This window comes from Limnohabitans sp. TS-CS-82, assembly GCF_002943475.1.
This window is the reverse complement of sequence record NZ_PTQX01000014.1, coordinates 155,720-169,399: the sequence shown is the minus strand read 5'-3', so window position 1 is coordinate 169,399 and position 13,680 is coordinate 155,720. Positions and strand designations below refer to the sequence as shown.

The window sequence follows — 13,680 nt, the reverse complement described above, 5'->3', positions numbered from 1 at the left end:
CAATGGGATGGTTTTATTGAAGAGTAGGCATTTACGGAGATGGTGAGTTAAGGTTATTGCGCGACAGTATTGTGTTGACGTGTGACAGATTGAGCGACACAATGGCGCCAAATTCTGTCGCGCAATGGCGCGCCTGTAGGATAAGACGCCATCCATGAAAGGTCAACCTATGTCACGCACCACAACAAGTGAAGAGCTCCAGTTGATCGAGTCTGTCGTTGCGGCTCACCCGAACGGGATCGGCATCTCGGACATTGAGGCGGAGATGGTCCGCAGTCAAAACGCTAAGCTCAACCGTCGCACACTGCAACGGCGACTGCAAAAACTCATTGAAACGAAGCGTTTGAGCGCCGAGGGTGAAAGCATCGCCTTGGTCTATAAGCTTGCATCAGGCAAGGTTGTTGCGCTCACAGGCGTTGCTGCTTCGGCCTATGCGGGTGAGGCAGAGCTGTACGTCTCTGTTTCCCCTGAGGGCGCGCGCATTCGCGACCAAGTTCGTTTGCCGCTGATGCATCGCCGCCCTGTCGGTTATCGACGTGAATTTTTAGAGGCTTATCAGCCCGGCCAAACTTTCTATCTGTCGGAGTCATTGCGAAGCCAGTTGCACGACATGGGGCGCACAGCGGCCAACGAACGCCCAGCTGGTACCTACGCCCGAGATATCCTGAGCCGCTTGCTCGTTGATTTGTCATGGGCATCATCCAAACTGGAAGGTAACACCTACAGTCGGCGGGACACTCAAAACCTCATTGAGTTAGGACAGATAGCCCAAGGCAAGGATGCCATTGAAACGCAGATGATCCTGAACCACAAAGCTGCCATTGAGATGCTGATCGAGGATGCGGATGAGGTTTGTTTTGATGCCTTCACGTTCAAAAACATCCACGCCGTGCTGTCACAGGACTTGATGCGAGACCCGCAAGCAAGTGGACGTTTGCGTCGGCGCACTGTCGAAATCTCGGGAACCGTGTTTCACCCAGCAGCTTTGCCGCAAGTCATCGAAGATTGCTTTGAGCAATTGCTGAACAAGGCGTCTGCAATTCCAGATCCATTTGAACAAGCTTTTTTTCTGATGGTGCAATTACCTTGCTTGCAGCCGTTTGAGGATGTGAATAAGCGTGTATCACGTATCGGTGCCAACATTCCGTTGATCAAAAGCAACCTTTGCCCCTTGTCTTTCGTTGATGTTCCGGAGCGTGCTTACGTCGAGGGAACCTTGGGCGTGTACGAACTCAACGAAGTTGATTTGTTGCGTGACGTGTTTGTTTGGGCGTATGAACGCTCTTGCCAGCGTTACTTAGCCATCACACAAACCATGGTCGAGCCCGATCCGCTAAAAATTAAGTACCGTGAGGCGCTCATCCAAGCGGTTCAAGTGGTGGTCAAAGGGCTGCTGCGACCGCAGTCCGACGTGATTGCCCAAGTCGCGCGTGATGCTGTCAATGAGGCCGATCGCGAAGCGTTCATTCAAATGCTGACGGATGCGTTACGCCAGTTACACGAAGGTAGCGTCGCTCGTTATAGGCTGCGTCGCTCTGAGTATCTCGCTTGGCATGCACGAGTGCATCCGGAGTCAGAGCTTGTCCGCAAACCCTAACGCTGATGCTGCGTATCAGCCGCTGACTCAACCCAGCAAATCTTGCAAGGTCCGCGCAATGACTTTGGTGGCGCGGCGCAAGTCTTCCAAGTCCAATCGTTCGTCTGCACGCTTGGCGTGTGATTCCAGCACGGTGCGTGGGCCTGCGCCGTAAATGACGCCTGGAATGCCGCGTTCGCCGTAGAGGCGTACATCGGTGTAAAGCGGTGTGCCCATGGCGGGGATGGGTTCGCCAAAGAGTTGTTCACCATGTTTTTGAATGGCATCGACCAAGGGCTTGTTGCCCGCCAGCGGTTGCATGCTGTGGGCCATCAGCATGCGTTTGATGTCGACGCTGATGTGCATGTCGGCGGCGCGGCCTTGGTTGAAGGTGGCCACTGCATCGGCAATGACTTGGCGAATGCTGGCTTCGACCTCGACGGGGTTTTCTTCGGGGATCATGCGGCGGTCCAGCTTGAGCATGACCTTGCCGGGGATGACGTTGGTGTTGGTGCCACCTTCAATCAGGCCCACGTTCACATAAGGGTGGTTGATGCCCTCGACCTTGGAGGTGACGGCTTTGTACAAGGTGTTCTGGTGGTACAGGGCGTTGAGCACGGCTACGGCGCCTTGCAGGGCGTCCACACCGGTTTCGGGAATGGCGGCGTGGGCCATCTTGCCGTGCACGGTGACTTCCATTTGCAAGCAGCCGTTGTGCGCAGTGACCACTTGGTAGCTGAAGCCGGCGGCAATCATCAAGTCGGGTTTGGTCAGGCCTTTGTCGAGTAACCAGCCGGGGCCGAGTAGGCCGCCAAACTCTTCGTCGTAGGTGAAGTGCAGTTCGAGGTTGCCGTTGAGCGTGTGGTTCGCCGCTTGGTTCACTGCTTCCAACGCGCGGGTGGCAAAGGTGAAGGTGGAGAAATCGCACTTGCTCACAGCGCTGGCACGGCCGTAAATTTTGCCGTCCACGATGTCGCCACCGTAAGGGTTTTGGGTCCAGCCTTCACCGGGTGGCACCACGTCGCCGTGCGCATTGAGGGCGATGGTTTGGCCTGCGCCGTAGTGGCGGCGCACGATGAGGTTGGTGATGGTTTCTAGGCCGTAGGCTTTGACGTCTGCTTCTGGGACGGCGTGTTTTTCGGCGTCAAAGCCAAAGTCTTTCAGCAGCGTGGCGGTGCGCTCGGCGTGGGGGGCGTTGTTGCCGGGGGGCGTGTCGGTGGGGACGCGGATGAGTTCTTGCAAGAACTTCACTTGCTCGTCAAAGTGCGCGTCGATCCATGCGTCGAGTTGGGTGTAGGTGGTGTTGCTCATGGGGTGTCTCGGTTATTTTTGTGAAGCTTGCATGTTGTGCAGCAAGTGCATGAAGGCGTCGATGGTCAGTTGCATGTCGTCGCTGGTGGTGCTCTCCAGCGGGTTGTGGCTGATGCCGGCGTTTTGGCCACGCACAAACAACATGGCTTGCGGCATGACTTCGTGCAGCTTCATCGCGTCGTGGCCCGCGCCGCTGGGCAGGTGGAACACAGGCACGCCCAAGCTTTGCACAGCGTTTTCCCACAAGCCTTGCAGCTTGGCGTCGCTCGGCGCGGCGCTGGCGCGCATGGTTTCTTCCAGCGTGGCGTGCAGGCCACGGCGTTCGCAGATGGCTTTGAGCTCAGCGAGCACATCGTTCATCAGCGCATCGCGCATGGCGTCGGTGGTGGCTCGAAGGTCAAGGCTGAATTGGCAGCGACCGGGCACCACGTTGATCGAACCATTGGGCACGGTGAGCATGCCCACCGTGCCCACGCATGCGGATGTTGGGTTCGTCGCCGTGTTGGCAGGCACGGCGTTCAATTCAGCGGCACGTTTTTCCACAAACAAAGCCAGCTCGGCCACGGCCGTGGCGGCATCGCGGCGGCGGTCCATCGGTGTGGTGCCTGCATGGCTGGCCATGCCCACAACTTCGCCCACAAAGCGCACGCTGCCGTTGATGGAGGTGACGATGCCCAGTGGAATGTCCAGCTCATTGAGCACAGGGCCTTGCTCGATGTGGACTTCGACAAAGCCCAAGTAGTCTGCGGCGTTGCGCGCGAGTTTGGGAATGTCGTTGATGTTTAAGCCCGCTTGCTTCATGGCTTGACGCATCGTGACGCCGTCGGCATCTTGCTGGTCGAGCCACTCGTTTTTGAAATCGCCCACCAAAGCGCCAGAGCCGAGGAAGGTGGCTTTGTAGCGTTGGCCTTCTTCTTCGGCAAAGGCCACCACTTCGAGGTTGAAGGGCAAACGCTTGCCCGCACGGGCAAGTTCGCGCACGCAGGCCATGGGCACGAAGATGCCAAGGCGACCGTCGTACTTGCCGCCGTTGCGCACGGTGTCGTAGTGCGAGCCGGTCATCAAGGTTTTGGCGTTGTGTGATGTTGCTTTGTAAACACCCACCACGTTGCCCACGGCATCGATGTGCACATCGTCAAAGCCGCAGGCTTTCATGCCCAGCTCAATCGTGCTGGCGCATTTCAGGTGTGCGTCGGTCAGGTAAGTGACGGTGAGCTCTTCGCGCGCAGCGTGCGGTGCGTGTTTGCTCATCGCACCCACATCGCTGAACTGGGCCAGCCATTCGTGCCAGTCCCACACTTCGTGGCCCAGCGCGGGCTCATAGCCCAGTTTGTCGTTGAGGCGAATCTCCACGATGCGGTGGATGTTGCGCAAGCATTCGGCCAGTTCGTAGTCGGGATGGTTGTGCAGGCGGCGCTCAAAGGTGCTGATGATTTGCTGCTTGTTGAGGCCAGAGCCACGCGGGCCGCGCACGGCCAAGATGAACGGGAAACCAAACTTGGCGTTGTAGCTGGCGTTGAGCTGCTGGATGTGTGCAAATTCTTCAGGCGTGCAGTTGGTCAGGCCTGCTTTGGTTTGCTCGTTGGTCGATTCAGCGGTGAGGCTTTTGCTCACCATGGCTTTGCCTGCCAACTCGGGGTGGGCGCGCACCAAGGCGAGCTGCGGCGCGCGGCCTGCTTTTTCAAGCGTCTTCACCATCGCGTGCTTGAGCGCAGCGGCGGATGCAAACGGGCGGGCGTCGAGCGCTTGCTCGGCAATCCAATCGGAGTGTTCGTACAAACCGGTCAGCAGGGCTGCCGCCTCGGCGCGGGGCAGGGTGTTAATTTGGTTCAGCGTGATGGTGCTCATGTCGGTGTCCTGCTGTTTAGTTGCCGCTGTAGGGATGCACTTGTTTCCAATGGCGCGCAATGTCGATGCGCCGAGCCACCCACACGCGGTCGTGCTTGGCGATGTGGTCTAAAAACTTTTGCAATGCCACGATGCGGCCGGGTTTGCCCAGCAAGCGGCAGTGCATGCCGATGCTCATCATCTTGGGGGCGTTGTCGCCGTTGGGGTCACCCTCGGCGTACAGCGCGTCAAAGCTGTCGCGCAAATACACAAAGAAGTCTTCCGCTTGGCTAAAGCCTTGGGGCAGGGCAAAGCGCATGTCGTTGCAGTCCAGCGTGTAGGGCACGACCAGTTGGGGCACGACGTCGCCATTGGTTTTTTTGACCTTCATCCAAAAGGGCAGGTCTTCGCCGTAGTAGTCGCTGTCGTACTCAAAGCCGCCGTGGTCGGCCACGAGGCGGCGGGTGTTGGGGCTGTCGCGGCCGGTGTACCAGCCTGCGCCGTGAATGCTGTTGCCGTGTGTGGTGTGGGTGAGGCGTTCGATGATCTCCACGCCTTTGCGCATGTGCTCACGCTCGGTGGCTTCATCGGTGGTTTGGTAGTTGATCCAGCGGTAGCCGTGGCAGGCAATTTCGTGGCCCAGCGCCACAAAGGCGGCGGTGAGTTCGGGGTGGCGTTCGAGCGCCATGCTCACGCCAAACACGGTGAGAGGCAGGCCGCGTTTTTCAAACTCGCGCAAGATACGCCACACGCCTACGCGTGAGCCGTATTCGTAAATGCCTTCCATGCTCAGGTGACGGTCGGGAAAGCTGGGCGGGTTGAACATCTCGCTCAAAAACATCTCGCTGCCGGCGTCGCCATGCACCGTGGCGTTCTCGCCGCCTTCTTCGTAGTTCAGCACAAACTGCACCGCAATGCGGGCTTGGTTGGGCCATTGCGCGTGCGGCACTTGGCGGCCGTAGCCCACCAAGTCGCGGGGGTAGACGGCGGTGCTGTCGTAGGTGGCGTTCGTCATGCAATAACTCCGTATTTGAATAAGCGCAGGCGTAGGCTAAATAAGCGCAAGCGCTTAGGCCAGCGCCATGGCGATGTCATTGCTGGGCACTTTGCGGTCGAGGGCCAAGCCTTCTTCCACGTTGCGCAAGTGCTCGTCCATCAGCTTGACGGCCAAGTCTTCGTCTTTGGCGGCGATGGCTTTCAAGATTTCGGCATGTTCGTCAGCCGAGTGTTCGGCTGCGTTGGTGGTTTGGTACATCAGGGTGATGAGGGCGCAGCGCGAAATCAATTCGCTCAAAATTTGCGCCAGCACTTGGTTGTCCATCAACTCGGCCATGCGCACATGGAAGTCGCCCAGCAAATCGGTACGGCTGGGCACATCACCGCTGTCCACGGCTGCTTTTTCTTGTGCAACGTGTTCTTTGAGGGCTTTGATTTGTGCAGGCGTCACCTGGCGCACGAAACTGCGGGTCATCTCGACTTCGATCATGCGACGCACGGCAAACACTTGACGCGCTTCGTCGGAGGAGGGGGTTGCCACAAAGGCGCCGCGCGCAGGTTCCATGCGGATGAGGCGTTTTTGCGCCAATTGAAACAAAGCCTGTCGAATCAGCGTGCGCGAGACGCTGAAATGATCAGCCAGCTTTTGTTCAGCCAGCTTGGTGCCGGGATGCAGGCGATGCTCGACGATCGCTTTGGTCATCGCGTCCACAATGGTTCGGGTGGCGGTTGAGCTGTCCATTTAGAGTCTCCGTGCGATGTCAATTTCTGGAAATGATAGCCGCAAATACCAAAACTGTATACACTTTCTGTCGACCAAGTTGGTCACCATCATTTTTTGGAGCGTTTCATGGGATTGAGCACACACGTTTTGGACACCATGCACGGTGGCCCCGCTGCGGGCATGAAGGTTTCGTTGTTCACCACAGACAACGGGCAAGCCACGCTGGTGAAGTCGTTCACCCTCAACCACGATGGCCGCAACCCCGATGGCTTGCTGTACGACAACGACAGCTTGAAAAAGGGCACCTACCGCTTGGTGTTTGACGTGAAAGGCTACTTTGCTTCGAAAAAAGTCGAATTGCCCGAACCCAACTTTCTAGACCAAGTCAGCCTTGACTTTGGCGTGGCGCATACAGATCAGCACTATCACGTTCCGTTGCTGGTAAGTCCTTGGAGTTACTCGACGTACCGCGGGTCTTAATTTTTTTGTATACCAAGCAGCATACGTGCTGCGAATTTGGGGTGCATGTCACTAAAATCTAGGCCTTCCCCCCAGATTTCCACACCCCACACCATGACCCAAGTCACCAACACCGTGCGCTTTGTGCTCGACGGCCAGATCGTTGAAGCCCAAGGCGCTCGTCGCACCACCACCGTTCTTGATTACCTGCGCGAGCAGCTCCACCGCACCGGCACCAAAGAAGGTTGCGCCGAGGGCGACTGTGGTGCCTGCGTGGTGATGGTGGGTGAACTCAATGCCGCTGGCACGGGCGTGGACTATGTGGCCACCAACGCGTGTATCCAGTTGCTGCCTTCGCTCGATGGCAAATCCATCAAGACGGTGGAGAGCTTGAAGAAGGCCGACGGCACGCTGCACCCCGTGCAAGACGAAATGGTGAAGTGCCATGGCTCGCAGTGCGGTTTTTGCACCCCGGGCATCGTGATGAGCTTGGTGAACTTGGTGCAAACCAACACCTCACCCGTGCGCCAAGAGATCACCGACGCCCTGAGCGGCAACTTGTGCCGTTGCACAGGCTACGCGCCCATCATCGACGCGACAGCCAAAGCCTGTGAAAAGAAATCTGCTTTGAAAGTGGACGACAGCGCCGACTTGCCGCTGCTCAAAGAAATCAAGCGTGCCAGCACACCGACCATGAGCCTGGAAGGCGACATCATCGTGCAGCCTGTGGTGCGCACCCGCAAGGGCAATGAGTTTGTGTCGCCCGCCACCTTGGCTGAAGTGGCCGATTATTTAGTCAAACACCCCACCACCACTTTGCTGGCAGGCAGCACCGAAATCGGTTTGCAAGTGAACAAGCAGTTCGCGCGCCCCGACCACATCATGTACCTGGGCAACGTGGCTGAGCTGCGTCAGGTCAAAGAGACCGACAAGGCTTGGCGCATCGGCGCAGCCGTGTCGCTGACCCAGGTGGAAGCGCTGATCGCCAAGGCTTACCCCGACTTTGCCGAAGTGCTGCGCCGCTTTGGCTCGCCCCCCATCCGCTCCACCGCCACCTTGGCAGGCAACATTGCCAACGGCTCGCCCATCGGTGACTCCATGCCTTGCTTGCTGGCGCTGGGTGCTGACTTGGTGTTGCGCCGTGGCGAGAAGACCCGCAACGTGTTGCTGGACAACTTCTACACCGGCATGAAGAAAAACGTGCTCGAAGCCGGTGAGTTCATCGAAGCGGTTGAGTTGCCCAAGCCAGTGGCGGGCCAAGTGTTCCGCGCTCACAAGGTGAGCAAGCGTTTTGAGCAAGACATTTCGGCCACTTGCGCGGCCATCAGCTACACCCTCAAAGGCGGCAAGCTGTCTGGCGTGAAACTGGCCTACAACGGCCTGAGTCCATTCCCAGCGCGTGCGCCAAAGCTCGAAGCTGTGCTTGAAGGCAAATCGCCGGCAGACGTGAAAGCCGCTGATTTGGATGCCGTGATTGCTTCTAGCTTCACCGCTCGCGACGGCCTGCGTGCCACATGGGCTTACCGCGCATTGGTAGCTCGCAACTTGGCTTTGGAATTCATCGAAGAACAGAAAGAGGTGGCTTGAATGAACGCTCCTACCGCACTCAAAAACCTGCTGCCTGTTTCAGGCGTTCAGCAAGGCACCGACGTTGTTCATGAGTCCGCGCATTTGCACGTGACCGGCTCTGCCACTTACATCGACGACATCCCTGAGCACGCAGGCACTTTGTATGCCGCGCTCATCTTGTCGCCCGTGGCGCACGGTGAGTTGATTGGTGACGGCATTGACCGCGCAGCCATCCTCAAGGAACACGGCGTGGTCGCGGTCTACACCGCCAAAGACATTCCCGGTGAGAACAACTGCGGCCCCATCGTGCACGACGACCCGTTCCTGGCTGCAGGCAAGGTCGAGTTCATCGGTCAGGCGGTGGCCGTGGTCGTGGCGCGCGACATGCTCTATGCCCGCGAAGCCGCGCACAAAGCCAAGGTGCTGGTGAAAGAGCTCAAGCCCATCTTGACGGTGGAAGAGGCGATGGAAGCAGGCAGCTTCATCATGCCGCCTAAGGGCATCACGCGCGGTGATGCAGCAGCGGCCATTGCGAATGCACCCCACACAATCAAAGGCACCACTCGCACAGGTCAGCAAGAACAGTTTTATCTGGAATGCCAAATCACCTATGCGGTGCCTAAGGAAGACGGCCAGCTCACGCTGTATGTGTCGACCCAGCACCCCGACGGCAACCAGCGCGAAGCCGCGCACGCCCTGAACCTGCACACCAACGACGTCGAAGTGATTTGCCGCCGCATGGGTGGTGGCTTTGGTGGCAAAGAAGGCAACGCCAGCATCTTCAGCCAAAGCGCCGCCTTGGCTGCGTTCAAACTCAACAAGCCCGTCAAGCTGCGCGTGAACCGTGATGACGACATGACCATCACCGGCAAGCGCCACGATTTCCGCATCGACTACGAAGTGGGCTTTGACGACACAGGCCGAGTGTTAGGTGCCGACATCACGCTCATGTCGCGCTGCGGTTACAGCACCGACTACTCCGGCCCTGTGAACGACCGCGCTTGCCTGCACATCGACAACACTTACCACTTGCCCGCGCTCAAGCTGGTCAGCCACCGCTGCAAAACCAACACCCAAAGCGCCACCGCTTTTCGGGGTTTCGGCGGCCCACAAGGCATGTTCGGCATCGAGACGGTGATGGATGAAATTGCGATGACTTTGGGCAAAGACCCTCTGGAAGTGCGCAAGCTCAACCTCTACAAAGACCCCGCCATCAGCGGCACGCCCGACACCATGACCACCCAATACAACCAGCTCATCGAAGACTGGGTGGGTGACAAGGTGATCGACCAGGTCGAGCAGGAATCCAACTACGCCGAGCGCCGCGCTGCGGTGCAAGCCTTCAACGCCAAGAGCAAAACGCGCAAGCGCGGTTTGTCGCTCGTGCCTTTGAAGTTCGGTATCAGCTTTACCGCCACGCACTTGAACCAAGGCGGTGCGTTGCTGGTGGTCTACATGGACGGCTCGGTGAGCTGTAACCACGGCGGCACAGAAATGGGCCAAGGCCTCAACACCAAGATGGCGCAAGTTTGTGCCGATGGTTTGGGCATCAGCGTGGACCATGTGCGCATCACCGCAACCGACTCGCAAAAAGTGCCGAACGCTTCAGCCACCTCCGCTTCGAGCGGTGCCGACATCAACGGCGCTGCCATCATGAACGCCACCGCGCAGATGCGCGAGCGCTTGAAGCCCGTGGCCGCCCGCATGCTGGGTTGCGCTGAAGGTGATGTGACGTTCGCGAACAACGAAGTTCACGGTGGCGGCAAAGCTGTGAAGTGGGCCGACGTGACCAAGCAAGCGTGGCTCGACCGCGTGGGCTTGAGCGTCACCGGCTTCTACATGACGCCCGAAATCAAATACGACTTCACCACACTGAACGGCCGTGCCTTCTATTACTACTGCTACGGCGCTGCTGTGAGCGAAGTGGAAATCGACACCCGCACGGGCGAGTGGTGGCTCAAGGCCGTGGACATCGTGCACGACGTGGGCCGCAGCATCAACCCCGCATTGGACAAAGGCCAGATCGAAGGCGCTTACGTGCAAGGCATGGGCTGGCTCACCATGGAAGAGTGCATTTGGGACAAGAAGGGCAAGCTGCTCACGCATGGCCCCAGCACCTACAAAATCCCCGTGGCGGGCGACATTCCTGAACACTTCAAGGTGTCTTTGTTTGAAAACCAAAACAACAAGCCCACACCGTTCAACAGCAAGGCCACCGGCGAGCCACCTTTGATGTTGGGCTTGTCCGCCTTCTTCGCCTTGCGCGATGCGGTGGCCGCCAGCGCCGACCACAAAGCCGTGGTGTACATGGATGCGCCGGCCACGCCTGAGCGCATTTTGATGGCGTGTGAAGCAGCGAAAGCGGCAGCGGTTTAACAGCTGTTCCTTTCAGCTGTCATTGCCTGCATCGCTAAACCCTTCGTGCCACGCCACACCGCTGAGCTGCTGAACCAACTCCAACATGCCGACGGCGTGTTGGTGTCGGTCGACAACGTGCAGGGCTCTGGCCCACGCGAAGTGGGCGCTTGGATGGCGGTGTTCCCGCAGACTTTGGTCAACACCATCGGTGGCGGGCACTTGGAGTTTCAAGCCATCACAGAGGCGCGTGCTTTGTTGATGCGCGAAGACAACGCACTCACTACGCGCTACGCCCTAGGCCCAGCCTTGGGGCAATGCTGCGGTGGCGTGGTGCATTTGAAGTTTGAACGCATCAGCGCTGCCGCCGCACCCGCACTCAAGCAGCGCTTGCTGGCCAACGGCCAACCGCTGGCACTGTTTGGTGGTGGTCATGTGGGCCGTGCTTTGGTGAACGTGATCAGCACCTTGCCCTACAACGTGCAGTGGGTGGACAGCCGCGACGAAATCTTCCCCGCGCAGCTGCCGCCCAATGTGGTGTGCGAGCACTCCGACCCCGTGCATGCGGCTGTGGCCGATTTGCCCAGCGGTGCAAGCGTGCTCATCATGAGCTTTAGCCACGCCGAAGATTTGGATGTGGTCGCTGCATGCTTGAAACGCCAACGTCTGCAAGGCGATTTGAAATTTGTCGGCCTTATTGGCAGCAAAACCAAGTGGGCCACGTTTCAACACCGCCTCGAAGCCAAAGGCTTTACCGCCGAAGAATTGGCTTTCATCACTTGCCCGATTGGTGTGAGCGGCATCACCGGCAAAGAGCCCGAAGTCATTGCCGTGTCGGTGGCGGCACAGTTGCTGCAGCAGCGCTGAGCATCAGTCTCGGTATCAGTCCTTCATCACCTCTTGCATCAGCGCACGCACTTTGCCCAGCAGGGGCGGCTCGGTGCGCGATGCCATGGTGATCAGGCCAAATCTTGCGTTGGCATTCAGGGCTGGCGAGAGGTCGATTTCCACCAAGTCAGGGGCTGACGCACGAATGGCCAGCACGATGGCGTCGCTGGTGCGCGCCACATCCAGCAAGCTCGATATTTCTTCGCAGCGCAAATTCACCAAGGTGTCGGGATGCGCTTGTGTGCCAAATTGTTCGATCAGCAGTCGTGCCACTTCGTCGCTCAAGGGGGTGGAGGCAATCGCATAGTCACGCAGTTGTGCAAAGGCCACCTTGCGTTTCTTGGCCAGCGGGTGGCCATGGCGACACATAAACGCGCCTTTCATTTCTTGCAGGGCTTCGATCTTCAAATCGGTCGCTGGCTTGAGGGAACGAATGTCCAACACCAAGGCGTCGAGCGTGCGTTCGCGCAGGGCTTGCACCAGCAGCGTCGTGCTGCCACGCGAAATCTCGATGTGCGCTTGTGGGTACTCCGTGGCCATCAGCATGAGCAAGGGCGTCATCAGCATGGCACCGGGGCCAGAGCCCATACCCACTCGAAATTGACCGATCTCACCCTTTTGCAATTGCAAGCTGGTTTGGCGTAACTCATTGGCCTCGTCCACCAAGACGCGGGCGCGTTGCACGATGTGCGCGCCAAACGCAGTCAGTTCATTTTTACGACCCACACGATCGAACAACGGCTGCCCCAATTCATCTTCCAGCGCTTTGATGCTGCGGCTCAAGGCGGGCTGGGTGAGATGCAGCTTGTTGGCCGACTGGCTGAACGAGCCGTTGGTGGCGAGTTCGATCAAATGCTTGAGTTGAACCAAGGTCATGGCTGTTCCAATCTATGCATAAAAGTCATGCTAATTTGCATAAGAATGCATTGGACATTATAGAAACGGCTTTTTACGATGCAGCCATAACAACCACTTTGGAGTCGAGACATGTCAACACAATTCAACCGCTGGGCCGCTTTGCTGAGCGGTTTGTTCTTGGCGGGCGCGGTGTGCGCGCAGAGCTATCCCAACAAACCTGTCACCTTGATGGTGCCGTACCCCGCAGGTGGTTTGTCAGATGTGATTGCCCGCACCGTGAACAACACCTTGTCCAAAAACTTTGGACAACCCGTGATCATTGAAAACCTAGGCGGTGCCAGTGGTTCGATTGCCGCGCAAAAAGTGCTGAATGCCCCAGCGGATGGTCAGATCATTTTTCAAGGCTCCCCCAATGAGTTGATCTTGGCCCCATTGGCCATCTCGGCCGTCAAGTTCAAGAGCGAAGATTTCCGTTTGGTGCAAATGATCGCCACCGCGCAAATCGGCTTTTTGGCGCGCAAAGATTTACCCGTTCACAACGTGGATGAGTTTTTAGACTACGCCCGCAAAGAAGCCAAAGCAGGCCGCCCCATCACCTACGCCAGCGTGGGCCCCGGCTCGTTCTATCACCTGTTGGGCGAGCACTTGTCCAAAGTGACCGACATTGAAATGACCCACGTGCCCTACAAAGGCGCGGCACCCGCCAACCAAGATTTGCTGGGCGGTCAGGTGGATATTTTCTTGGCCCCATTTGGCAAGGCGTATGACGAGTTGCAAAAGCAAGGCAAGCTCAAAGTGTTGGCCATGCTCAACAGCGAGCGTTTGGAGTCGGTGAAAGACTACCCCGCCATCACAGAAAGCAAGTCCTTGAAGAACTTCACCTTCACCATTTGGACGGGCTACTTTGTGAAAAAAGAAACACCTGAACCCGTGGTGCAAGCCATTCACAAAGCCATCACCGATTCGTTGACCGACCCCGCCGTGCGTGCGGGCTTAGAGGCGAACAGCCAACTGGTGGCCAAGCCTTTGTCGCTGCAAGCGGTGGGCAAAGCGTATGTCGATGGCACGGCGCAGTTCCGCGCCATTGCCAAGTCGATCAACTTGCAGCCGCAGTGAC

The 13,680-nt window shown here is 58.0% G+C and carries 11 protein-coding genes; 6 read left to right on the top strand and 5 right to left on the bottom strand.

Features of this window, described 5'->3' with window-relative positions; translation table 11 throughout:
• Window positions 1-169 precede the first annotated feature (169 nt).
• Window positions 170-1,597, top strand: a complete 1,428-nt coding sequence (locus tag C5F52_RS23220) for a Fic family protein (RefSeq protein WP_104800757.1) — start codon at window positions 170-172, stop codon at window positions 1,595-1,597.
• A gap of 27 nt (window positions 1,598-1,624) precedes the next feature.
• On the opposite strand, the gene C5F52_RS23215 is transcribed toward C5F52_RS23220, so the two are convergent.
• The 4 genes from C5F52_RS23215 to C5F52_RS23200 are packed head-to-tail and all read right to left on the bottom strand — an operon-like array spanning window position 1,625 to window position 6,452.
• Window positions 1,625-2,887: a M20/M25/M40 family metallo-hydrolase gene (locus tag C5F52_RS23215; protein ID WP_104800723.1), complete on the bottom strand. Its 1,263-nt coding sequence runs from the start codon at window positions 2,885-2,887 to the stop codon at window positions 1,625-1,627.
• A gap of 12 nt (window positions 2,888-2,899) precedes the next feature.
• Window positions 2,900-4,735, bottom strand: a complete 1,836-nt coding sequence (gene uraD, locus C5F52_RS23210) for a 2-oxo-4-hydroxy-4-carboxy-5-ureidoimidazoline decarboxylase (RefSeq protein WP_104800722.1) — start codon at window positions 4,733-4,735, stop codon at window positions 2,900-2,902.
• Window positions 4,736-4,751: 16 nt separating this feature from the next.
• Window positions 4,752-5,729, bottom strand: a complete 978-nt coding sequence (puuE, locus tag C5F52_RS23205) for an allantoinase PuuE (protein ID WP_104800721.1) — start codon at window positions 5,727-5,729, stop codon at window positions 4,752-4,754.
• Between the two features lie 54 nt (window positions 5,730-5,783).
• A complete protein-coding gene (locus C5F52_RS23200; RefSeq protein ID WP_104800720.1) occupies window positions 5,784-6,452 on the bottom strand; it encodes a GntR family transcriptional regulator in 669 nt (222 codons plus the stop codon).
• 108 nt (window positions 6,453-6,560) lie between these two features.
• On the opposite strand from C5F52_RS23200, the gene uraH reads away from it, so the two are divergent.
• The 4 genes from uraH to xdhC all read left to right on the top strand — a co-directional run bounded on the left by uraH (window position 6,561) and on the right by xdhC (window position 11,684).
• Complete coding sequence (uraH, locus tag C5F52_RS23195) at window positions 6,561-6,914, top strand: hydroxyisourate hydrolase (protein ID WP_104800719.1); 354 nt, start codon at window positions 6,561-6,563, stop codon at window positions 6,912-6,914.
• 93 nt (window positions 6,915-7,007) lie between these two features.
• Window positions 7,008-8,480 (top strand): xanthine dehydrogenase small subunit, encoded by a 1,473-nt coding sequence (gene xdhA / locus C5F52_RS23190; protein WP_104800718.1) that lies wholly within the window; start codon window positions 7,008-7,010, stop codon window positions 8,478-8,480.
• Window positions 8,481-10,838, top strand: coding sequence for a xanthine dehydrogenase molybdopterin binding subunit (gene xdhB, locus C5F52_RS23185; protein ID WP_104800717.1), 2,358 nt, complete (start codon window positions 8,481-8,483; stop codon window positions 10,836-10,838). It begins immediately after the preceding gene.
• A gap of 45 nt (window positions 10,839-10,883) precedes the next feature.
• Window positions 10,884-11,684 carry a xanthine dehydrogenase accessory protein XdhC gene (xdhC, locus tag C5F52_RS23180; protein WP_104800716.1) on the top strand — a complete coding sequence of 267 codons (801 nt, stop codon included), beginning with the start codon at window positions 10,884-10,886 and terminating at the stop codon, window positions 11,682-11,684.
• A gap of 15 nt (window positions 11,685-11,699) precedes the next feature.
• On the opposite strand, the gene C5F52_RS23175 is transcribed toward xdhC, so the two are convergent.
• Entirely contained in the window at window positions 11,700-12,581 is an 882-nt protein-coding gene (locus tag C5F52_RS23175; RefSeq protein ID WP_104800715.1) for a LysR family transcriptional regulator, read from the bottom strand.
• A 111-nt stretch (window positions 12,582-12,692) separates the two neighbouring features.
• Here C5F52_RS23175 and C5F52_RS23170 point away from each other — a divergent pair, with 111 nt between their 5' ends.
• On the top strand, window positions 12,693-13,679 hold the full coding sequence (locus C5F52_RS23170; protein WP_104800714.1) for a tripartite tricarboxylate transporter substrate binding protein: 987 nt from the start codon (window positions 12,693-12,695) through the stop codon (window positions 13,677-13,679).
• Window position 13,680: the final 1 nt, after the last annotated feature.

Excerpts from the sequence above, each read along its gene's own strand:
- xdhA (WP_104800718.1), top strand. The coding sequence starts at position 7,008 with ATGACCCAAGTCACCAACACCGTGCGCTTTGTGCTCGACGGCCAGATC.
- xdhB (WP_104800717.1), top strand. The coding sequence starts at position 8,481 with ATGAACGCTCCTACCGCACTCAAAAACCTGCTGCCTGTTTCAGGCGTT.
- C5F52_RS23200 (WP_104800720.1), bottom strand. The coding sequence starts at position 6,452 with ATGGACAGCTCAACCGCCACCCGAACCATTGTGGACGCGATGACCAAA.
- uraD (WP_104800722.1), bottom strand. The coding sequence starts at position 4,735 with ATGAGCACCATCACGCTGAACCAAATTAACACCCTGCCCCGCGCCGAG.
- C5F52_RS23220 (WP_104800757.1), top strand. The coding sequence starts at position 170 with ATGTCACGCACCACAACAAGTGAAGAGCTCCAGTTGATCGAGTCTGTC.
- C5F52_RS23175 (WP_104800715.1), bottom strand. The coding sequence starts at position 12,581 with ATGACCTTGGTTCAACTCAAGCATTTGATCGAACTCGCCACCAACGGC.
- C5F52_RS23170 (WP_104800714.1), top strand. The coding sequence starts at position 12,693 with ATGTCAACACAATTCAACCGCTGGGCCGCTTTGCTGAGCGGTTTGTTC.
- puuE (WP_104800721.1), bottom strand. The coding sequence starts at position 5,729 with ATGACGAACGCCACCTACGACAGCACCGCCGTCTACCCCCGCGACTTG.
- C5F52_RS23215 (WP_104800723.1), bottom strand. The coding sequence starts at position 2,887 with ATGAGCAACACCACCTACACCCAACTCGACGCATGGATCGACGCGCAC.
- uraH (WP_104800719.1), top strand. The coding sequence starts at position 6,561 with ATGGGATTGAGCACACACGTTTTGGACACCATGCACGGTGGCCCCGCT.